We start from the raw sequence: 20,681 nt of genomic DNA, 5'->3' as shown, positions 1-20,681 counted from the left end.
CCGCCTGTGGCCTGCGGTCAGCGGGACTCGACCGGAAGGTAGTCCCGCAGCTCGACGCCCGTGTAGATCTGCCGCGGGCGGCCGATACGGGATCCGGGCTCCTTGATCATCTCGTGCCACTGCGCGATCCAGCCGGGAAGCCGGCCGAGCGCGAAGAGCACCGTGAACATGGTGGTCGGGAAGCCCATGGCCCGGTAGATCAGACCCGTGTAGAAGTCCACGTTCGGGTAGAGCTTGCGCGAGACGAAGTAGTCGTCGCTGAGCGCGTGCTCCTCGAGCTTGAGCGCGATGTCCAGCAGCTCGTCGGACTTGCCGAGAGCCGAGAGGACGTCGTGCGCCGCGGCCTTGATGATCTTCGCCCGGGGGTCGAAGTTCTTGTAGACGCGGTGCCCGAAGCCCATGAGCTTCACGCCGTCTTCCTTGTTCTTCACCTTGCGGATGAAGGCGTCGACGTCGCCGCCGTCGTTCTTGATGCCCTCGAGCATCTCCAGCACCGACTGGTTGGCGCCGCCGTGCAGCGGGCCCCACAGGGCGCTGATGCCGGCCGAGATCGAGGCGAACTGGTTCGCCTGCGAGGAGCCGACCAGCCGGACCGTCGAGGTCGAACAGTTCTGCTCGTGGTCCGCGTGCAGGATCAGGAGCTTGTCGAGCGCACCCACCACGACCGGGTTGAGCTCGTACTCCTCGGCCGGAACCGAGAAGGTCATGCGCAGGAAGTTCTCGACGTAGCCGAGATCGTTGCGCGGGTAGACCACCGGCTGGCCGACGGACTTCTTGAACGCGTAGGCCGCGATCGTCGGCAGCTTGGCGAGCAGCCGGATCGTGGACAGGTGGCGCTGCTCCGGGTCGAACGGGTTGTGGCTGTCCTGGTAGAACGTCGACAGCGCGCTGACCACGGACGACAGCATCGCCATCGGGTGGGCGTCGCGCGGGAAGCCGTCGTAGAACCGTTTGACGTCCTCGTGCAGCAGCGTGTGCTGAGTAATTTCACCCTTGAAGGTGGAAAGTTCATCGACGGTCGGGAGCTCACCGTTGATCAACAGATACGCGGTCTCGATAAAGCTGCCACGTTCGGCGAGCTGTTCGATGGGGTAACCGCGGTAGCGAAGGATGCCCTCTTCACCGTCAAGGAAAGTGATCGCGGACTTGTAGGCCGCGGTGTTGCCGTATCCGCTGTCCAGGGTGACCAGACCGGTGTCGGCGCGCAGCTTGCCGATGTCGAAGCCCTTGTCGCCGACAGTGCTGTCGACCACCGGGTAGCTGTGCTCGCTGTCCCCGTACCGCAGTACTACAGAGTTGTCGCTCACGTCATTCCCTCACCGACGGTTTTGCCTCTTCTTCGAGGTGCCCTGACTAGGTCCACTGTCCCCCATTTGGCACTGGCGCGTGCACTCGGGGTCGGCCATAGGGCCGAAACATGGCACGGAGTGCCTATTTCGCGCCCTGAGCGAGCCGGTGATCGAGGGCGGTGAAGCGCCGACCGGCCGAGACGGTGCGTACCGCCTGGGCTATCGCCTTGCGCGACCCGACCAGAACCACCAGGCGTTTCGCCCTGGTAACAGCCGTATACAACAGGTTCCGCTGCAACATCATCCATGCCCCCGTGGTGACCGGGATCACCACGGCCGGGTACTCGCTGCCCTGGGAGCGGTGGATCGTCACGGCGTACGCGTGGGCCAGCTCGTCCAGCTCGTCGAAGTCGTACGGAATCTCTTCGTCCTCATCCGTGAGCACGGTGAGCTTCTGTTCCACGGTGTCGAGCGCCGTGACCACCCCGACCGTGCCGTTGAAGACGCCGTTCTCCCCCTTCTCGTAGTTGTTGCGGATCTGGGTGACCTTGTCGCCGACGCGGAACGTCCGGCCGCCGAACCTGCGCTCCGGGAGATCCGGCCGGGCCGGGGTGATGGCCTGCTGGAGGAGGCCGTTCAGCGCGCCGGCGCCGGCCGGGCCCCGGTGCATGGGCGCGAGCACCTGAATGTCGCGGCGCGGGTCGAGGCCGAACTTGGCAGGGATCCGCCGGGCCGCCACCTCCACCGTCAACCGCCCCGTCTCCTCGGTGTCCTCCTCCGGGAAGAGGAAGAAGTCGGGCAGCCCCTGGGTGATCGGCGGGACTCCCGAATTGATCCGGTGGGCGTTGGTCACCACACCGGACTGCTGGGCCTGGCGGAAGATCCGGGTGAGCCGCACCGCCGGGACCGGGCTGCCCGGGGCCAGCAGATCCCGCAGCACCTCGCCCGCGCCGACGCTCGGCAGCTGGTCCACATCCCCGACGAACAACAGGTGCGCGCCCGGCGGCACCGCCTTGGCCAGCTTGTTCGCCAGCAGCAGGTCCAGCATCGAGGCCTCGTCCACGACCACCAGGTCCGCGTCCAGCGGCCGGTCCTTGTCGTAGGCCGCGTCACCGCCGGGCTTGAGCTCCAGCAGCCGGTGCACGGTCGACGCCTCCATGCCCGTCAGCTCGGCCAGCCGTTTGGCGGCGCGGCCGGTCGGCGCGGCCAGCACCACCTTGGCCTTCTTCGCCTGCGCCAGAGTCACCACGGAACGCACGGTGAACGACTTGCCGCAGCCGGGGCCGCCGGTGAGCACCGCGACCCTTTCGGTCAGCGCCAGCCGCACCGCCTGCTGCTGCTCGGGCGCCAGATCCGCGCCCGTGCGGCCGGCCAGCCAGGACAGGGCCTTGTCCCACTGGACGTCCTGGAACAGCGGCATCCGGTCCTCCGGCCCGCGCAGCAGCCTGAGCAGCTGGCCGGCCAGCGAGATCTCCGCCCGGTGGAACGGCACCAGGTACACGGCCCGCACCGGATCGCCGCCCTCCGGATCCGGCACGGACTCCCGGACCACGCCCTCCTCGCCCACCAGTTCCGCGAGGCAGTCGATTACCAGTCCGGCGTCCACCTGCAGCAGCTTCACGGAGTCGGAGAGCAGCTGTTCCTCGGGCAGGAAGCAGTTCCCGCTGTCGGTGGCCTGCGACAGCGCGTACTGGAGCCCCGCCTTGACCCGCTCCGGGCTGTCATGGGGTATCCCGACCGCCTGGGCGATCCGGTCGGCGGTCAGGAATCCGATGCCCCACACATCGGCGGCCAGCCGGTAGGGCTGGTTCTTCACCACGGAGATCGACGCGTCCCCGTAGTTCTTGTAGATGCGCACCGCGATGGACGTGGACACCCCCACTCCCTGGAGGAAGACCATCACCTCCTTGATCGCCTTCTGCTCCTCCCAGGCGACGGCGATCATCCTGGTCCGCTTCGGCCCGAGCCCCGGCACTTCGATCAGCCGTTTCGGTGCCCCCTCGATGACGTCCAGGGTCTCGGTACCGAAGTGCTCCACGATCCGGTCGGCGATCTTGGGCCCGATCCCCTTGATCAGCCCCGAACCGAGGTATCGGCGGATGCCCTGGATCGTCGCGGGCAGGACGGTCGTGTAGTTCTCCACGGTGAACTGCTTGCCGTACTGCGGATGGGAGCCCCAACGGCCCTCCATGCGCAGCGATTCGCCCGGCTGCGCGCCCAACAGGGCGCCGACCACGGTCAGCAGATCACCGGCGCCGCGACCCGTGTCGACCCGCGCGACCGTGTAGCCGTTGTCCTCGTTGGCGTAGGTGATCCGCTCCAGGACGGCTTCGAGCACGGCGAGTCGCGCGTCCCCCATGGCCCGGCCTCCCCTCCCCCAGCGGCGCTCCGCGACTTTCCAGCGGCTGCCCGGCTGCTGCTCGTCGGCGATCTGGTCCGAAGGTACCGCCTGCCCCCGACACTCCGGGTACGCCTGTGGACAACCGCGGCGCCCCGCTGCGACGGCGCCCTGGACGCCGCCGGGCACCCCGTGGACAACCTCATCGTCTACGCGTCCCTGCGCTGGGCCCGCACAGCTCACGGACCGCCTAACGCGTTCGGCCGACCATCACGGGCCCCGGACCGCCTTCGCGCGTAGCGTCCGGAGTATGAGCGACCAACCGCTGCAGAACGAAGTGCTGTCCGAACTCGGCGACGACCAGATCCAGGAGATCGCCGGAGTGCTGGGCACGGATCCGGAATCGGCCCGGAAGCTCGTGGGGACCTCGGTCACCTCGCTGACCGGTGTCCTCACCGACGACGCGGTCACCCCGGGCGGCACCGCGGAACTCAGCCAGGCGCTGGAACAGGCCGCCGCAGAACCCGAGCCGCCGGCCGGAGCCGTCGGCTTCGCCGGGCTCGGCGGACCGGCCTCGGTGACGGGCGGCGGCATGCTGGTCGCCGTACTGCGCAAGGTGACGGCGCCGACCGCCCGAGCCGTGTCGAAGAAGACCGGTCTGCCGGTCGCGGCCGTCGCCGGGGCGCTCGAACTCGTCATCCCCGTGGTGGCGACCGTGCTCGCCAAGCGGGCCCGGTCCAAGAGATGAGCCCTGCGGGCATGCGGGGACGGTGACCTGTCCCCGGACAGACGAAAGGGGTCCGGCGTGAGCCGGACCCCTTTGCGTTTCCCCCCAGTACCCCCGAAGCCCCCCTCGGGCGCATATCACTACCTCAGTTCCCCGAACCCCTCCCGGGAACCTTGATGCCTATAAGACCGACCACCCCCCAGAAGGGTTGTACGCCCGACAGAATTAATTTGAAGATTCTTCAGAGCACGTGTTCGCGGTACCGGTGGGCGATCTCCGCGACCACTTCGGCGCCGTCCCGCGCCCACAGGGCGGGGTTGAAGATCTCCACCTCCACGGCGCCCGAATACCCGGCCGCGTCGACCTGCTCACGGAATCCGCGCAGGTCAACGCAGCCGTCACCGAGCTGACCGCGCCCCAGCAGCACGCCCTCGGGCAGCGGGGTGACCCAGTCCGCGAGCTGGAAAGCCGCGATCCTGCCCGCCGCGCCGGCGCGGGCGATCTGCGCCGGGACCCGGTCGTCCCACCACAGGTGGTAGGTGTCCACGACGACCCCGACCCGCTCGGCGGGGAAGCGCTCCGCGATGTCCAGTGCCTGGCCGAGCGTGGAGACGACGCAGCGGTCCGACGCGTACATCGGGTGCAGCGGCTCGATCGCCAGGCGCACCGACCGCTCGGCGGCGTACGGAGCCAGCTCGGCCAGTGCGTCGGCGACCCGCTCCCGTGCGGCCGCGATATCGCGCTCTCCTGATGGCAGCCCGCCCGAAACCAGCACCAGGGTGCCGGTTTCCAGGACGGCCGCCTCGTCGATCGCGGCCCGGTTGTCGTCCATCGCCGTGCGCCGGGCGACCGGATCGCTCGCGGTGAAGAAGCCGCCCCGGCACAAGGACGTCACCTGGAGGCCGGTTTCCCGCATCAGACGGGCGGCCCGCTCGACGCCGTACTCCTGCACCGGCGCGCGCCAGAGGCCCACACCGGGCACTCCGAGCCCGGCGCAACCCGCCGCCAGCTCGGGCAGCGACCACTGCTTGACGGTCTCCTGGTTGATGCTCAGCCGCGCCAGATCACCGGCCGTCGCGCCGCCAGCGGTCACAGGGCCGGCAGTCGTACGGCCCTGGCGTCTGATGTCGGGGCTCCCGCTGCCGGCGGTCCTACGGTCCGCGCTCATGCGGCGACCCCGTGGATGACGAGCAGCTGCCGCATCCGGGCCTCGGCCAGCGCCGGGTCGGGGAACAGGCCGAGACCGTCGGCCAGTTCGTAGGCGCGCGCGAGATGCGGGAGGGAGCGGGCCGACTGCAGACCGCCCACCATGGTGAAGTGCGACTGGTGGCCCGCCAGCCAGGCCAGGAACACCACACCGGTCTTGTAGTAGCGCGTCGGAGCGCCGAACAGGTGCCGGGACAACTCCACGGTCGGGTCGAGAAGCGCCCGGAAGCCGGCCGCGTCCCCGGTGTCCAGGGTGCGGACGGCGGCGGCGGCGAGCGGCGCCAGCGGATCGAAGATGCCGAGCAGCGCATGGCTGAAGCCCTGCTCGTCGCCCTCGATCAGCTCGGGATAGTTGAAGTCGTCGCCGGTGTAGCAGCGCACACCCTTGGGCAGCCTGCGGCGCAGTTCCACCTCACGCCGGGCGTCGAGCAGCGACACCTTGATGCCGTCGACCTTGTCGGGGTGGGCGGCGATGACGTCCAGGAACGTCTCCGTGGCCGCGTCGAGGTCCTCGCTGCCCCAGTAGCCGGCCAGCTCGGGGTCGAACATCGGACCGAGCCAGTGCAGAACGACCGGTTCCGCGGACTGGCGCAGCAGGTGGCCGTAGACCTCGACGTAGTCGTCAGGGGTCCTGGCCAGGGCCGCCAGCGCGCGGGACGCCATGAGGACGGCCTGCGATCCGGACTCCTCCACGACGGCCAGCTGCTCCTCGTAGGCGGCGGTCACCTCGGTGAGCGTCCGGGCGGGCGCGACGAGTTGGTCCGTGCCGACGCCGCAGGCGATGCGGCCTCCGGTGGCCCGGGCCTCGGCGGAGGAGCGGCGGATCAGTTCGGCTGCGGCCGCCCAGTCCAGACCCATGCCGCGCTGGGCGGTGTCCATCGCCTCGGCGACACCCAGACCCTGTGACCACAGGTGGCGGCGGAAGGCGAGGGTGGCGCCCCAGTCGATGGCCGCCGGTTCGCCGGCGGCGCTGCGCCAGGGGTCGGCGACGACGTGCGCGGCCGAGTAGACGACCCGGCTGCGCAGTTCGCCGCCCAGGGCGTGGACAACTGGCTCGGAACGCGGCACATAGGAACGTAGTTCCCCGGTGGCGCTGGGGAGCTCGATCGCTGCCCGGCCGCTCACAGGGACAGCTCCGGGACGTCGAGGCGCCGGCCCTCGGCGGACGACTTCAGGCCCAGTTCGGCGAGCTGGACGCCGCGCGCGCCGGCCAGCAGGTCCCACTGCCAGGGCTCGTCGAGCACGACGTGGCGCAGGAACAGCTCCCATTGGCTCTTGAATCCGTTGGTGAACTCGGCGTTGTCCGGGACCGTCTGCCACTGGTCTCGGAAGGGCTCGGTGACCGGGAGGTCGGGGTTCCAGACCGGCTTGGGGGTGGCGGAGCGGTGCTGCACCCGGCAGTCCCGCAGGCCCGCGACGGCCGAGCCGTGCGTGCCGTCGACCTGGAACTCCACCAGTTCGTCGCGGTTGACGCGCACCGTCCAGGAGGAGTTGATCTGGGCGATGGCGCCACTGTCGAGCTGGAAGATGCCGTACGCGGCGTCGTCGGCGGTCGCGTCGTACGGCTTGCCGTCCTCGTCCCAGCGCCGCGGGATGTGGGTGGCGGTCAGCGCCTGAACGGTGCGGACCCGTCCGAACAGCTCGTGGAGCACGTACTCCCAGTGCGGGAACATGTCGACGACGATGCCGCCGCCGTCCTGCGAACGGTAGTTCCAGGAGGGCCGCTGGGCGCTCTGCCAGTCGCCCTCGAAGACCCAGTAGCCGAACTCGCCGCGGATGGAGAGGACCTGTCCGAAGAAGCCGCCGTCGATGAGCCGCTTGAGCTTGAGCAGGCCGGGGAGGAAGAGCTTGTCCTGGACCACGCCGTGCTTGACGCCGGCGGCGGTGGCGAGCCGGGCCAGCTCCAGGGCGCTGTCCAGGGACGTCGCGGTGGGCTTCTCGCAGTAGATGTGCTTTCCGGCGGCGATGGCCTTGCGCACCGACTCCTCGCGGGCCGAGGTGACCTGCGCGTCGAAGTAGATCTCGACGGTCGGATCGGCCAGGACGGCGTCGAGGTCGGTGGAGATGTGCTCCAGCCCGTGCCGGTCCGCCATCGCGCGCAGCGCGTGCTCCCGACGGCCGACGAGGACCGGCTCGGGCCACAGCGTCGTGCCGTCCCCGAGGTCGAGTCCGCCCTGCTCGCGCAGGCTCAGGATCGAGCGGACGAGGTGCTGGCGGTAGCCCATGCGGCCCGTGACGCCGTTCATGGCGATCCGCACTGTCCTGCGTGTCACGTTGGGTCCTCCCCTTCGGCCGCTACCGCCCGTCAAGCGATAGCAAGCGCTTTCTTCTCTGGCACGCTAGCCGGAAGCGGGCCGATCCGACAAGGTGAGAACATGTCCGGCAACGGGCGGTGCGGTCCCGGGACGGGCCAGTAGGAGGTACGGACGCAGATGGCAGTGACCCTCGCCGATGTCGCGGCGCGCGCCGGGGTGTCGTCCGCGACCGTCTCGCGCGTCCTCAATGGCAACTACCCGGTCGCGGGCAGCACGCGCGAACGCGTCCAGCGGGCCGTCGAAGACCTGGACTATGTGGTCAACGGGCAGGCCAGAGGTCTGGCGGCCGCCACCTCCGACCTGGTCGGGGTACTCGTCAACGACGTCGCGGACCCGTTCTTCGGACTGATCGCGAGCGCCGTCCAGGCCGAGATCAGCGACCCGTCCGCGCCCGGCGGCGGCAAGCTCGCGGTGGTCTGCAACACCGGCGGCTCCCCCGAGGCCGAACTCACGTACCTCACCTTGCTGGAACGCCAGCGTGCGGCCGGCGTGGTGATCACCGGGGGCGCGGTCGAGGGCGCGGAGCACAGCGCGGCGGTCGCCGCCCGGCTCGCCCGGCTCGCGGAGTCCGGCACGCGGATCGTGCTGTGCGGACGGCCTCCGCTGGAGCCGGCCACGGGGATCCCCGTCGCGACCGTCGCGTTCGACAACCGGGGCGGCGCGCGGCGGCTGACCGAGCACCTGCTCTCCCTCGGCCACCGCCGGATCGGGTACGTCGCGGGTCCCGCCGACCGCACCACCACCCGGCACCGGCTGGAGGGCCACCGGGCGGCACTGGCGGACCACGATCTGCCGTCCACCGGTCCCGCCGTCGACCGGCTCACGGTGCACGGCTCGTACGACCGCTCCTCCGGCTATGACGCGGCGCTGGAACTCCTGCGCAGGGAGCCCGCGCTGACCGCCGTCATCGCCGCCAACGACACCGTCGCGCTCGGCGTGTGCGCGGCCGTGCGCGACCAGGGGCTGAGCATTCCGGACGATGTCTCGGTGGCGGGGTTCGACGATCTCCCGTTCAGCGTGGACACCGCGCCGGCCCTGACGACGGTCCGCATTCCGCTGCAGGAGGCGGGCGCCCGGGCCGGCCGCCTCGTCATGGGGCGCCAGGCCCCGCCGCCCGGCGGCCTCGCGACGATCCGTACCGAGCTGATGGTGCGGGCGTCCACGGCACGGCCGCGGGCCGGCTCCGCCTGAACCGTGGGCCGAGGGGTTCGCGGGACGCCCGGAAGGCCGTCGTGCGAGGGCGTCGCGGGATTCCGCAGGGCCGTTCACAGGGGCTCGCAGGGGCGTCGGGAAGTTATCCACAGGCCTTTTCGTGGCGTCCTCGTCGGCTTACCTTTGACTCAGGCAAAGGAATTTCGAGGGTGAATGCCGAGGTGCTCCCATGGCCGTGCAAGAGATCCGTGCCTTCAACCGCTTCTACACCAACCTCATCGGCGCGCTGGACTACAGCCGCCATCTGCATACTCCCTACACGCTGACCGAAGCGCGGGTGCTGTACGAGCTGGCGCACTCCCGGCGGACCGACGCCGCCGACCTCCGGGTGGAACTCTCGCTCGACGCCGGGCATTTGAGCCGCATGCTGTCGAAGTTCGAACAGGACCAGCTGGTCACCCGCGCGCCGTCCGAGCAGGACGCCCGGCGGCAGCGCATAGAGCTGACCCCGCAGGGCCGGGAGGCTGCCACCCTGCTGGAGAAGCGGGCGGAGGACGCCGTCGGGTCGCTGCTCAGCGAGGTGCCCGAGGAGGACCGCCCGCGGCTGGCCGAGGCCATGCGCACCGTCCGGGAGATACTGCGCGACGACCGCCGGCCGGCCCCGGCCCGGATCGAGCTGCGCGGACCGAACCCCGGCGACCTGGGATGGGTGATCCAGCGGAACGCGGCGGTGTACGCGGCCGAGTTCGGCTGGAACAGCGAGTACGAAGCGCTGGTGGCCCGCATCGTGGCGGACTTCGCCGCCGATCCGGATCCCGGTTGCGAGGCGCTGTGGATGGCGGAGCTCGACGGCGTGCCGGCCGGCTGTGTCTTCTGCGTCCGTGACGATGCGCCCGGCGTCGCGCGGCTGCGGCTGCTTCTGGTGGAGCCGGGTGCGCGCGGCCATCGGATAGGCGACCGGCTGGTGGAGCGCTGCATATCCTTCGCCCGCGACGCCGGGTACCGCGAGCTGGTGCTGTGGACGAACGATGTGCTGGGGGCGGCCCGGAAGATCTACCAGCGGGCCGGCTTCGAGCTCGTCGCGGAGATACCGCATCACAGCTTCGGCAAGGACCTCGTGGGACAGGACTGGCGCCTGGCGCTTTAGGCCGGATCGCGGCGGCGCGCACCGAGAGCGCCGTGGGAGGTTGACCATGCCCGGCGTGGTGCCTAGTGTCCGCCGGATGAAGCTCGCGTTCTCCACACTCGGCGTCCCCGCACTCCCCATCGAGCAGGTCGTCCGTCTCGCCGCTGAGCATGGTTTCCACGGTGTGGAGATCCGGGCCAACGCCGAGGAACCCGTCCACACCGGCCTGTCGGCGGCGGAACGGAGCGCGGTCGTGGCCGAGTTCGAGAAGTCGGGGGTGGAGATCCTGACGGTGGCGGCCTACGCCAAGGTCGCCGCGCCGGGTGACGACGAGCCGGTACTGACGGACCTGCGGGCCAACCTGGCCCTCGCGGCCGATCTGGGGGCCCCGTTCGTGCGGGTCTTCCCCGGCGGTGGGGAACTGCCGGCGGCGGAGGCCGACCTGTACGCCGCACGGCGCCTCGCGGCGGTCGCACCGGACGCCGCCCGCCTCGGAGTGAAGGTGCTGCTCGAGACGCACGACTCGCACCCGACCGGAGCGGACGCGGCCCGGATCCTGGGGCTGGTCGGGCACGGCAGTGTGGGCGCGATCTGGGATGTGATGCACACCTGGCGCGGTGGTGAGCAGCCGTCCGAGACCTACCCCGTACTCGCCCCGCACCTGGGGTATGTGCAGGTCAAGGACATCGCCTCGGCCGAGGACACCACTCCGCTGCCGCTCGGGGCGGGTGTGCTGCCGCTGGCGGAGACGGTGGAGGTGCTGAGCCGGGGGGACTGGGACGGCTGGCTGTGCTGGGAGTACGAGAAGCGCTGGTACCCGCAGGCCGCGGATCTTCCGGAGCTGCTGTCACCGGCCCGGCAGCATCTGTCCCGGCTGCTCGCCAACTCGGCATGACACCGGGGCCGGCCGTGCGCCGGTCGCGGGGCGGCCCGTACGGGGCCGCGCCATGCCAGGAAGAGAGTGCGCGGAGCCGGTCCATGCCAGGGGCGATCCGTGCGTTTTCGGCCAAACGGCGCATCACACCCTGCCCGGTGACCTCGGCCGACCCGACGATGGAGCCATGTTCAGCCACCGCACGGAACCGGTCGTGGAATCCGCCCGTCCAAGCCACATGCTGCTGATGAAGCTCCGTAGAGCCGTGTCGGTCGCGGTGCTGGCCGCGTCACTGACAGCCCTGTCCACCGGCTGCGGCCAGGACCGGCCCACCACCGGTGCGCCACCCTCCGACAGTGCCGGGGGCGACCACAGCCCCACCGCCTCGGCGACGGGGGTTCCGCCGTCGACCGGTGGTACTCCGTCGGGCAGTCCGTCGTCCGCCGGTACCGCGACCACACCCGTCCAGTCCGGGGCCCACGGGATCGAGTCCCGAGCCGTGTACCTCTCCGCCGGGGTGCACCGGCCACCCGCGGTGCACTCGGTGGTCAACAGCGAACTCGAGCTGTCCCGCTTCCCGAGCTGGTTCGCGGGATCCGATCCGACGGCGGCCCGCGAGATCGCCCAGCGCGCCCAGAAGACCGACTTCTCGCGCAATGTGCTGGTGGGCTGGGTGGAGACCACCGGCTGCAGCCAGGCCACCGGGGCCGTGCTGCTCGCCAGTGGCGACCGGCTGACCCTCGGGGTCATCCAGCCGAAGCCCAAGCCGGAATGCCTCGTCGCCTATCAGGTCACGGTGGTCTTCGAGGTGCCGCGCGACCGTATGCCGAAGCATCCGGTGTTCGGGACCGGAGGTGCGGCGGCCACCGCGCCCGGCCCCGGTACGACGGTGGCGTTCACGCACCTCGAGGGCGGGACCGCCCAGGGCCAGGGGCCCAAGGGTTCGGAAGTGACCCAGCCCGCCCAGCTGAACGCCTACCTGGCGGGTCTGCCCGCCGCCGGCGCCGCCGCCGTACGCGCACAGCTGGCCGCGCATCCGCTGAAGAGCGGTGAACGGCGCTTCGGATTCAAGCTGTCCGGTTGCCGGCCCACCGGCGCCGCGCTCCTCATCACTCCCGAGGGGCGGGTGTCGGCGTCGCCGACCGAAGGCGAGAACCTCCGCTGCATCCGGCCCGAGATCTACGCGGCGGTGCTGGCCGTCCCGGTGAATGTGCTGCCGACTCGCGTCACAGCCATTGACTGACGAAAACTTTCCGGCTATCCGTTTCAACTGAAGAAAACTTTCAGCGTGCTCATCTCCTCCAGCCGGAAGGAGTTCGACATGCACCACCAGCCATCCCGCCGCACCGTTCTCGCCACCGCGGCCGCCAGCGCCGTCACGGCGGGCGCCTTCGCCGCCGGCGTCCCGTCGGCCCAGGCCGCCGTCCCGGACCGCAGACTCATCCGCGCGATCATCGCGCGGATGAGCCGGGCGGAGAAGGTCGGCCAGCTCTTCGTGATGCGGGTCTACGGCCATTCCGCCACCGACCCCGACCCCGTGGACGTCGCGTCCAACCAGAGCGAGATGGGCGTCTCCGACGCCGCCGAACTGATCGCCAAGTACCACCTCGGCGGCATCATCTACTTCAGCTGGGCCCACAACACCCGGGACCCGCACCAGATCGCCGACCTCTCCAACGGCATCCAGCGCGCCGGGCTGGCCCATGGGACTCCGATCCCGCTGCTGATCTCCACCGATCAGGAGCAGGGTGCGGTCGCCCGGATCGGCTCCCCCGCAACGCTCTTCCCCGGCGGGATGGCGCTCGGCGCCGACGGCGATCCGCACGACGCCCGCGCAGCGGCCCATGTCGTCGGCACCGAGCTCGGCGCCATGGGCGTCAACCAGAACTTCTCTCCGGTCTCCGACGTGAACATCGATCCTGCCAACCCCGTGATCGGCGTACGGTCCTTCGGCGCCGATCCGCAGGCTGTCGCCGCTCTGGCGGCGGCCCAGGTCAAGGGGTACCAGGGGGCCGGCATCGCCTCCACCGCCAAGCATTTCCCCGGCCACGGCGACACCGGCACCGACAGCCATTTCGACCTGCCGGTCATCACCCACTCGCTGGACGAGTGGCGGCGGATCGACGCCCCGCCGTTCCGTGCCGCGATCGCCGCCGGGATCGACTCGATCATGACGGCCCACATCCTGGTTCCCGCGCTCGACGACTCGGGGGACCCCGCCACCCTCTCCCGCCCCATCCTCACCGGGATCCTCCGGGAGGAACTCGGCTACGACGGTGTCGTGATCACCGATTCGCTCGGCATGGCCGGTGTGCGGCAGAAGTACGGCGACGACCGGGTGCCCGTGCTCGCCCTGAAGGCCGGCGCCGACCAGCTGCTGAACCCGCCGCTCCTCGACATCGCCTGGAACGCGGTACTCGACGCCCTGACGTCCGGGGAGATCACCGAGCAGCGGATCGACGAGTCCCTCGTCAGGATCCTGGAACTCAAGGCCCGCAGGGGCCTGTTCCGCAATCCGTATGTCACGCATCAGGGCGTCGACCGGGCGGTCGGCATCCGGTCGCACCTCGCGACCGCCGACCGGATCACCGACCGTACCGTCACCCTGCTCTCCAACCCCTCCCGGATCCTGCCGCTGCCGCGCCGCGCACATCGGAACCTGCTCGTGGTCGGCGCGGATCCGGCCGCGCCGTCCGGCACGGGTGGCCCGCCGACCTCGGTCCTCGCCAAGGCGCTCACGGACCTCGGCCACCCCGCGCAGGCGCTGCCCACCGGCACCGCGCCCGGCCAGGCCGTCATCGACGAGGCCGTCGCGGCCGCCCGCGGCAAGGACGGCGTCGTCATCGGCACGTACAACGTCACGGCGGCCGCGGCCGGCCAGATCGCCCTGGTGGAGGCGCTGGTGGCCACCGGCGTCCCGGTCGTCCAGATCGCCCTCCGCAATCCGTACGACATCGCGTGGCTCGGCGGCGTCGCGGCCGGAATCGCCGTGTACGGCTGGACCGATGTGTCGATGCGCGCGGTGGCCCGGGTCATCGCCGGCAGGGCGGCTCCGACGGGCCGGCTGCCGGTCGCGGTGCCGCGCGCGGACGATCCGGAACAGACGCTCTATCCGATCGGACACGGGCTGAAATACCGGTAGCCGAGGCCCCCGGAGAACACATCGGGTCAGGTGTCGGGCGGTCCGGGAAGGTGCCGGGCCAACCCGGAGCCGGCGGGCCCTCCCCTCCGCCGGTTCCACCCCCTACCCTGACGTATGGGTGCATGTTGCGCGGGGGAAGCCTAGGGGGCCATCATGCGCGGGTACGGCCATTTCGGATCGTTTCTGCACACCGCGGTGGTCTCGGCCGCCGTGGTGTTCGCGCTCGCCCTCCTCACCGCGCTCGCGGCCTGCACACCGTTCCGGGGGACGGCGGGCGGCGGTTCGGGGGCAGGATCGGCCGCCCCTTCACCGACGCTGACGCCCGCGGGCACGGATACGGCGTTCCTCGCGGAGGGCGCGTGTGCGCAGAGCGATCCGCTGGGCTCGTACCGGGAGGTGGCGTGCTCGGACCCGAACGCCATCGCCGAGGTCACGGTCCGGTTCTACGGTCCGCTGCCGGATGCGTCATCGCCGGCGGCGCCGACCGCCGCCCAGGGGACCTCGACGGTCCCGACGGTGCGGGCGGGAGACCGGTGTCCGGAGACGACGGACTTCGTCCTGTCCGTGCCGTCCGGCCGGTCGCCGGGGTACGCCTGTATGCGCAAACGCGACGGCCCGCACCCCGGTGACCCGGGGGCGGGCGGTGGTCCGCGCACCATCGTCGGCGACTGCGTCTACACCGCGGGTGCCGGCCAGGTGAAGGAGACGGCCTGTGACCGTTCCAGCCGGAACAAGCCCGGGTACCGGGTGGATGTGATCGCACCTGATCGCGCGCAATGCCCGCCGGGAACGGCTCTGTTCGTGAGCGTCGGGCCGGCGGGCGTCGGATGCGCCCGCCGGCTGTGAACCCCGTCCTTGCTCAGATCACGCCCTGATCCCCCGGGCCGGTCCCGGAGCTCCGGGACCGGCCCGGGTCCCGGGATCACATCCGGGACCGGGACCCGCGCTACAGCGGGTGGCGCTCCATGACGTCGTTCGGTACGTCGAGCTTCGCGTCGAACGAGGGGGCGAGCGTCGTGGCCGGGGTGACGCCCGCCCACTTCAGCACCTCGGCGGTCGCCTTGGCGTTGTCCGCGGGCTTGAGCGCGGCGATGTTGGCGCCGTGGTTGGCACCGGGCGCCCACATCACGAAGGAGTCCTTCGCGCCCTTCCCGAGCCGGAACGGTTCTGCACCCCAGGGGTCGTTCGTTCCGTACACGAACAGCATCCGCTGGGCGTGGTGCTGCACCCAGTTGTCCACGTCGGGCATCGCCCACGGCTTGAAGGTCATCGGGATGGACCGCGGCACGTACGAGCGCGGCTGGTAGATGCCGGGGTAGCGCAACAGCCCCTTGAGGTGCGGGGTCGCGAAGGTGGGCGCGCCGAGCTGGGTGCCTGCCTGGTAGTAGTACGGCGTGTAGTACTCCAGGCCCTGGTCGGTGTAGAAGTCGAAGCCGGAGATGGTGTCGATGAAGCTGTACAGCTCATCGGTGGTCGCGGTCGGCTTGGGGACGGTCGGGCACTCCGACTCCAGGTGGTACTGCCAGAACGCCCACACCAGGTCCAGCACGACGTTCTCGTACGCCTTGTCGGCGCTGCCCACGGTGGTGAAGGTCAGCGCGTTGTCGTCGGCGTACTTCTGGTAGCGGGCGACGATCTCGTCCCGGCGTACCAGCGCCTCGCGCTGCACAGCGTTGAGCGCGGCGCGGCAGTCCGCGTTGCCGACGGTCTTGAAGAACTCCGTGTAGGCCGAGTCCTCCTTGTTGACCACGTCATTGGGCGCGACGTAGGCGACCGTGCCGTCCATGTCGTTCGGGTAGAAGCGGCGGAAGTAGGTGGCGGTCATGCCGCCCTTGCTGCCGCCGGTGTCGATCCAGTTCTGGTGGTAAATGCGGTCCAGCGCCTGGAAGATCCGGTGCTGGTCGCTCGCCGCCTGCCAGATGTCGAGCTTGGACCAGTCGGCCGGCTCGGCGGGACGGGACGGTGTGAAGAACCGGTACTCCATGGAGACCTGGTTGCCGTCGATGAGCCGGGTCGGCTCCGAACGGCTCGCGTTGGTGGAGAGCCCGTAGCCGGAAGTGAAGAAGACCGTCGGGCGGTCGGTCGCCTTGTGGAGCACCGTCAGCCGCTGCTGGAAGGTGCCCTTCCAGGGGCGGAGGTGGTCGATGGGCTGGGTGTAGTTGAGAACGAAGTACCGGTAGCCGGTGACCGGCTTCTCCTCGATGAGGGTCATCCCGGGTATCGCCAGGATGCGGTCCTTGATATCCGCACTCGCCGAGTCGACACGAGCCGAATCCGCACGAGCCGAATCCGCACCGGCCGAATCCGCAGCGGTGGCCGTCCCCGTCGCACCGGCCCCGACCGCACCGGTCGCGCCGACGAGCAGCATCAGTGACAGCAGCCATCTGAGCGCCTTACGCATGCACCCTCCCCTGGGTTCACGGACGTTGCCGCGAACCTAGGGGAGCGAGAGTCTTACCACCAGAGGGCGTTGGGACGGTGAAATATCAGGCGGCGGCCCGTACTTCACCGACGAATGTGCGCCACAACCGGGCGTATCGCCCGTCCGCGGCGAGCAGTTCGTCATGCGTGCCGTCCTCGATGACGCGGCCGTGGTCGAGCACGACGACACGGTCGGCGCGCGAGGCCGTGGTCAGCCGGTGCGCGACGACGAGCGTGGTGCGCCGCACCGCCAGCCGGTCGGCGGCCTGGTTGACCAGTCCTTCGGTGGCGAGGTCGAGCGCGGCCGTCGCCTCGTCCAGCAGCAGGATGTCGGGATCGACGAGCTCGGCCCGGGCCAGGGCTATCAGCTGCCGCTGCCCCGCGGACAGGTTGCGGCCGCGCTCGCTGACCCGGTGCAGATAGCCGCCGTCGAGCGTCGCGATCATCTCGTGCGCACCGACCGCCCGGGCCGCGGCCTCGACCTCCGCGTCCGTCGCGTCCATCCGTCCGTAGGCGATGGAGTCGCGCACCGTTCCGGCGAAGAGGTACGGCTCCTGCGGTACGACGCCCAGCCGCTGCCGGTAGGCCGTCATGTCGAGTTCGCGGATGTCGGTGCCGTCGACGAGGACGCCGCCGCCGGTCGGGTCGTAGAACCGGGCGACCAGCTTGACCAGCGTGGACTTGCCCGCGCCCGTCTCGCCGACGAAGGCGACCGTCTGCCCGGCCGGGATGCGCAGGTCCACGCCGCTCAGCGCCTCGGCGCCGTCCCCGTACCGGAAGTGCACGTCCTTGAAGGTGATCTCGCCGCGCAGCGACGGAACGGCCAGCGGCCGGGCCGCGGCCGGGGTGGTGCTCGGCACCCGCAGCAGTTCACGGATCCGGCCGAGCGACACCGACGCCTGCTGGTAGCCGTCGAAGACCTGCGACAGCTGCTGCACCGGCGCGAAGAACAGATCGATGTAGAGCAGGTACGCGACGAGCGCGCCCGCGGTCAGCGTCCCCGCGCCGACCCGCTGGGCGCCGACGATCAGCACCAGCGCGGCCGCACCGCTGGACAGCAACTGCACGAACGGGAAGTACACCGAGATCAGGAACTGTCCGCGCACCCGGGCCTCGCGGTACGCGCTGCTGCGCTCCGCGAACCGGACGGCGCCGACGCGCTCCCGGCGGAACGCCTGCACGATGCGCAGCCCGGCGACGTTCTCCTGGAGGTCCGCGTTGACGACGCCGACGCGTTCACGGGCCAGTTCGTACGCCCGGACCGACTTGCGCCGGAACACCCAGGTGGCCAGCACGAGCGGCGGAAGGGTCGCGAAGACCAGCAGCGCCAGCTGGACGTCCAGGGCGAGCAGCGCGACCAGGATGCCGAAGAAGGTGAGCACGCTGACCAGGGCGGTGACCAGTCCGGTCTGCAGGAATGTCGACAAAGCGTCGACGTCCGTGGTCATCCGCGTCATGATCCGGCCGGTCAGCTCACGCTCGTAGTAGTCGAGCCCGAGCCGGTGCAGATGCGAGAAGATCTTCACCCGCAGTGTGTAGAGGACGCGCTCGCCGGTCCTGCCGGTCAGCCGCGCCGAACCCCACTGCGCCGCCCACTGCACGACGACGATCACCAGGCCGGCGGCCGAGGCCGCCCAGACCGCGCCGAGCGCGGCCTCCCGGACACCGGAGTCGATGCCGTGCCTGATCAGCACCGGCAGCATCAGCCCGGCGATGGCGTCCGCCGCCACCAGCAGCAGGCTGAGCAGCAGCGGGACGCGGAAGCCGCGCAGCAGGCTGCGCAGCCCGAACTCCTCGTCGACGATGCGGGCCTGCGCCTCGTCCACGTCGGGGGTGTCGTTGGCGGGTGGCAGCGCCGCCACCTTCGCGAGCAGGTCGGGCGAGGCCGGCATCCCGGCCATCGCGGCGGCCATGCCGGCGGGTCCACCCGCCGCCGGGACGACGGGCGCCGGGGCGGCGCCGTTCTCACGTGCCTTGCCCTCGGCGGTCCCGTCCGCGGGGTGCGGCTCCCTGAGCCACAGCGCCGCCGTCACTCCGTCGGACACCTTGGACCCGTTGATCCTGCCGGTTCCGTTGATCCCGCCGGTTCCGTTGAACCTGTCGGACCCGCCGAACGTCTCGGACCGATCGGGCCCGTCGGACCCTTCGGACCCGTCGGACCCGGATGCGGTGGCGGTGCGCTCCGCCAGCCCGGTCGCGGCGCCCTCGCCCGACCAGGCGGCGGCGAGCACACCGGCCGGGTCGGCGGTGACGACGTCCGCGCCGAGCGCGTCCGGGTCGGTGAGCAGCTTGCGGAAGAGCGCGGAGCGCTCCTCCAGTTCGTCATGGGTGCCGATGTCCGCCAGCCGGCCGTCCTCCAGGACGGCGATCCGGTCGGCGAGCGCCAGCGTCGAGCGGCGGTGGGCGATGAGCAGTGTCGTCCGGCCGGTCACGACCTCGCGCAGTGCGTCGAAGATCTCCGCCTCGACCTGGGCGTCGACCGCCGAGGTCGCGTCGTCCAGGAGCAGCAGCCGCGGGTCGGTCAGGATCGCGCGGGCGAGGGCGACGCGCTGCCGCTGGCCGCCGGACAGGGTCAGGCCCTGTTCGCCGACCACGGTGTCGTAGCCCTCGGGGAGCGCCTCGATGAACTCGTGGGCCTGCGCCGCGCGGGTCGCGGCGAGCACCTGCTCATCGGTGGCGTCCGGGTGTCCGTAGGCGATGTTGGAGCGGACGGTGTCGGAGAACAGGAAGCTGTCCTCGGGCACCATGCCGATGGCGCCGCGCAGCGAGTCGAAGGTGAGGTCGCGGACGTCCTCGCCGCCGATCCGCACCGCGCCGCCGGTGGCGTCGTAGAAGCGCGGCAGCAGCAGCGAGACGGTGGACTTCCCGGAGCCCGAGGCACCGACGACGGCGACGGTCTCACCGGGCTCGACGCGCAGCGAGAAGTCGGCCAGCACCGGCCGCTCGGGGTCGTAGCCGAAGGTGACGTGGTCGAACTCGACGGTGGCCGCGCCGTCGGGCAGCGTCCGGGTGCCCTCCTCCAGCGTCGGCTCGGTGTCGATCAGTTCCAGGACGCGCTCGACGCCGGCCCGTGCCTGCTGTCCGACGGTCAGCATCATGGTCAGCATCCGCACCGGGCCGGTGAGCTGCGCGAGGTACGTGGAGAACGCGACGAACGTGCCGAGCGTGATCTGCCCGCGGGTCGCCATCCATCCGCCGAGCGCCAGCATGCCCACCTGGCCGATCGAGGGCACGGCCTGGAGGGCCGGGCTGTAGCGCGCGTTCAGCCGGATCGTGCGGAGCCGGCCGGCGAACAGCTTCTTGCTGACGCCCTCCAGCTTGTCCATCTCCTGCTGCTCCTGGCCGAAGCCCTTCACCACGCGGACGCCGGTGACGGACCCGTCGACGATGCCCGCGACGGCCGCGGCCTGCCCCTGGGCGTACCAGGTGGCGGGGAAGAGCCGCTTGCGGCTGCGGTCGGCGATGAACCACAGGGCGGGGGCGACGGCCAGCGCGACGAGGGTGAGGAGCGGGGAGAGGGTGAGCATCACGATCAGGGACAGCACGAACAGCAGCACGTTGCCGATCATCATCGGCAGCATGAAGAGCAGGCCCTGGATGAGCTGCAGGTCGCTGGTGGCCCTGCCGACCACCTGACCGGTGTCGAGCTCGTCCTGCCGCCGGCCGTCCAGCCGGGTCAGCGAGCGGAACATGTCGCTGCGCAGGTCGTGCTGCACATCGAGGGCGAGCCGGCCGCCGTAGAAGCGCCGCACATACGTCAGGACGTAGACGGCGACGGCCGCGACCACCAGCACGATCGCCCAGGGCAGCAGCGGACGGTCGTGGGCGAGCACCACGTCGTCAATGATCAGCTTCGGCACCAGCGGAACGAGCGCGGTGACGGCCATCCCGCCCAGTGACGCGCCCAACGCCAGCAGTACGTTGCGGCGGTACCGCCAGCAATAGCCGACCAACCGCCGCAACCAGCCCTGCTCCGGCTCAACCTTCGCCGATGTCACCCGGGTCCTCCCACTGATCCACGACTACCCGACGCTGCAACGCGCTGGCGTGCGAATTTCATCCTGCAGCAACAAACCGCAGCCAAAGAGGGG

14 protein-coding genes are annotated in these 20,681 nt (G+C 70.7%); 7 read left to right on the top strand and 7 right to left on the bottom strand.

Annotated elements, in window-relative coordinates; all coding sequences use genetic code 11:
- Positions 1–17: 17 nt before the first annotated feature.
- Positions 18–1,307: a citrate synthase gene (locus LNW73_RS21305; RefSeq protein ID WP_250990986.1), complete on the bottom strand. Its 1,290-nt coding sequence runs from the start codon at positions 1,305–1,307 to the stop codon at positions 18–20.
- A 124-nt stretch (positions 1,308–1,431) separates the two neighbouring features.
- A complete protein-coding gene (recD2, locus tag LNW73_RS21300; RefSeq protein WP_250990985.1) occupies positions 1,432–3,648 on the bottom strand; it encodes an SF1B family DNA helicase RecD2 in 2,217 nt (738 codons plus the stop codon).
- A gap of 289 nt (positions 3,649–3,937) precedes the next feature.
- On the opposite strand from recD2, the gene LNW73_RS21295 reads away from it, so the two are divergent.
- Positions 3,938–4,375 carry a DUF937 domain-containing protein gene (locus tag LNW73_RS21295; RefSeq protein WP_250990984.1) on the top strand — a complete coding sequence of 146 codons (438 nt, stop codon included), beginning with the start codon at positions 3,938–3,940 and terminating at the stop codon, positions 4,373–4,375.
- A gap of 220 nt (positions 4,376–4,595) precedes the next feature.
- On the opposite strand, the gene LNW73_RS21290 is transcribed toward LNW73_RS21295, so the two are convergent.
- From LNW73_RS21290 to LNW73_RS21280, 3 genes are all read right to left on the bottom strand, one after another.
- Positions 4,596–5,447 (bottom strand): sugar phosphate isomerase/epimerase family protein, encoded by an 852-nt coding sequence (locus LNW73_RS21290; RefSeq protein ID WP_250990983.1) that lies wholly within the window; start codon positions 5,445–5,447, stop codon positions 4,596–4,598.
- 71 nt (positions 5,448–5,518) lie between these two features.
- Complete coding sequence (locus LNW73_RS21285) at positions 5,519–6,685, bottom strand: dihydrodipicolinate synthase family protein (protein ID WP_250990982.1); 1,167 nt, start codon at positions 6,683–6,685, stop codon at positions 5,519–5,521.
- On the bottom strand, positions 6,682–7,833 hold the full coding sequence (locus LNW73_RS21280; RefSeq protein ID WP_250990981.1) for a Gfo/Idh/MocA family protein: 1,152 nt from the start codon (positions 7,831–7,833) through the stop codon (positions 6,682–6,684). Before LNW73_RS21280 ends, LNW73_RS21285 begins: the two co-directional genes overlap by 4 nt.
- Positions 7,834–7,992: 159 nt before the next feature.
- Between LNW73_RS21280 and LNW73_RS21275 the strand changes: the two genes are divergently transcribed.
- The 6 genes from LNW73_RS21275 to LNW73_RS21250 all read left to right on the top strand — a co-directional run bounded on the left by LNW73_RS21275 (position 7,993) and on the right by LNW73_RS21250 (position 15,015).
- Entirely contained in the window at positions 7,993–9,066 is a 1,074-nt protein-coding gene (locus LNW73_RS21275) for a LacI family DNA-binding transcriptional regulator (RefSeq protein ID WP_250975973.1), read from the top strand.
- A gap of 190 nt (positions 9,067–9,256) precedes the next feature.
- Positions 9,257–10,174: a bifunctional helix-turn-helix transcriptional regulator/GNAT family N-acetyltransferase gene (locus LNW73_RS21270; protein ID WP_250990980.1), complete on the top strand. Its 918-nt coding sequence runs from the start codon at positions 9,257–9,259 to the stop codon at positions 10,172–10,174.
- 76 nt (positions 10,175–10,250) lie between these two features.
- On the top strand, positions 10,251–11,048 hold the full coding sequence (locus LNW73_RS21265) for a sugar phosphate isomerase/epimerase family protein (RefSeq protein ID WP_250975975.1): 798 nt from the start codon (positions 10,251–10,253) through the stop codon (positions 11,046–11,048).
- A gap of 166 nt (positions 11,049–11,214) precedes the next feature.
- The gene (locus LNW73_RS21260) at positions 11,215–12,270 is read left to right on the top strand and encodes a hypothetical protein (protein WP_250990979.1); all 1,056 of its coding nucleotides are present in this window, start codon (positions 11,215–11,217) and stop codon (positions 12,268–12,270) included.
- A gap of 78 nt (positions 12,271–12,348) precedes the next feature.
- Positions 12,349–14,169: a glycoside hydrolase family 3 protein gene (locus tag LNW73_RS21255; RefSeq protein WP_250990978.1), complete on the top strand. Its 1,821-nt coding sequence runs from the start codon at positions 12,349–12,351 to the stop codon at positions 14,167–14,169.
- 153 nt (positions 14,170–14,322) lie between these two features.
- Positions 14,323–15,015 (top strand): hypothetical protein, encoded by a 693-nt coding sequence (locus LNW73_RS21250; RefSeq protein ID WP_250990977.1) that lies wholly within the window; start codon positions 14,323–14,325, stop codon positions 15,013–15,015.
- Positions 15,016–15,115: 100 nt separating this feature from the next.
- On the opposite strand, the gene LNW73_RS21245 is transcribed toward LNW73_RS21250, so the two are convergent.
- On the bottom strand, positions 15,116–16,570 hold the full coding sequence (locus LNW73_RS21245; protein WP_250990976.1) for a S28 family serine protease: 1,455 nt from the start codon (positions 16,568–16,570) through the stop codon (positions 15,116–15,118).
- An 85-nt stretch (positions 16,571–16,655) separates the two neighbouring features.
- Positions 16,656–20,588: an ABC transporter ATP-binding protein gene (locus LNW73_RS21240; RefSeq protein WP_250990975.1), complete on the bottom strand. Its 3,933-nt coding sequence runs from the start codon at positions 20,586–20,588 to the stop codon at positions 16,656–16,658.
- Positions 20,589–20,681: the final 93 nt, after the last annotated feature.

It is taken from the genome of Streptomyces sp. RKAG337, from assembly GCF_023701715.1.
Lineage (GTDB): Bacteria > Actinomycetota > Actinomycetes > Streptomycetales > Streptomycetaceae > Actinacidiphila.
Note: the sequence above shows the minus strand (reverse complement) of the source record. Positions and strands in the feature narration are given on the sequence as shown.

Coding starts and splice junctions, on each gene's coding strand:
- recD2 (WP_250990985.1), bottom strand. CDS start 3,648: ATGGGGGACGCGCGACTCGCCGTGCTCGAAGCCGTCCTGGAGCGGATC.
- LNW73_RS21295 (WP_250990984.1), top strand. CDS start 3,938: ATGAGCGACCAACCGCTGCAGAACGAAGTGCTGTCCGAACTCGGCGAC.
- LNW73_RS21275 (WP_250975973.1), top strand. CDS start 7,993: ATGGCAGTGACCCTCGCCGATGTCGCGGCGCGCGCCGGGGTGTCGTCC.
- LNW73_RS21270 (WP_250990980.1), top strand. CDS start 9,257: ATGGCCGTGCAAGAGATCCGTGCCTTCAACCGCTTCTACACCAACCTC.
- LNW73_RS21265 (WP_250975975.1), top strand. CDS start 10,251: ATGAAGCTCGCGTTCTCCACACTCGGCGTCCCCGCACTCCCCATCGAG.
- LNW73_RS21260 (WP_250990979.1), top strand. CDS start 11,215: ATGTTCAGCCACCGCACGGAACCGGTCGTGGAATCCGCCCGTCCAAGC.
- LNW73_RS21255 (WP_250990978.1), top strand. CDS start 12,349: ATGCACCACCAGCCATCCCGCCGCACCGTTCTCGCCACCGCGGCCGCC.
- LNW73_RS21250 (WP_250990977.1), top strand. CDS start 14,323: ATGCGCGGGTACGGCCATTTCGGATCGTTTCTGCACACCGCGGTGGTC.
- LNW73_RS21245 (WP_250990976.1), bottom strand. CDS start 16,570: ATGCGTAAGGCGCTCAGATGGCTGCTGTCACTGATGCTGCTCGTCGGC.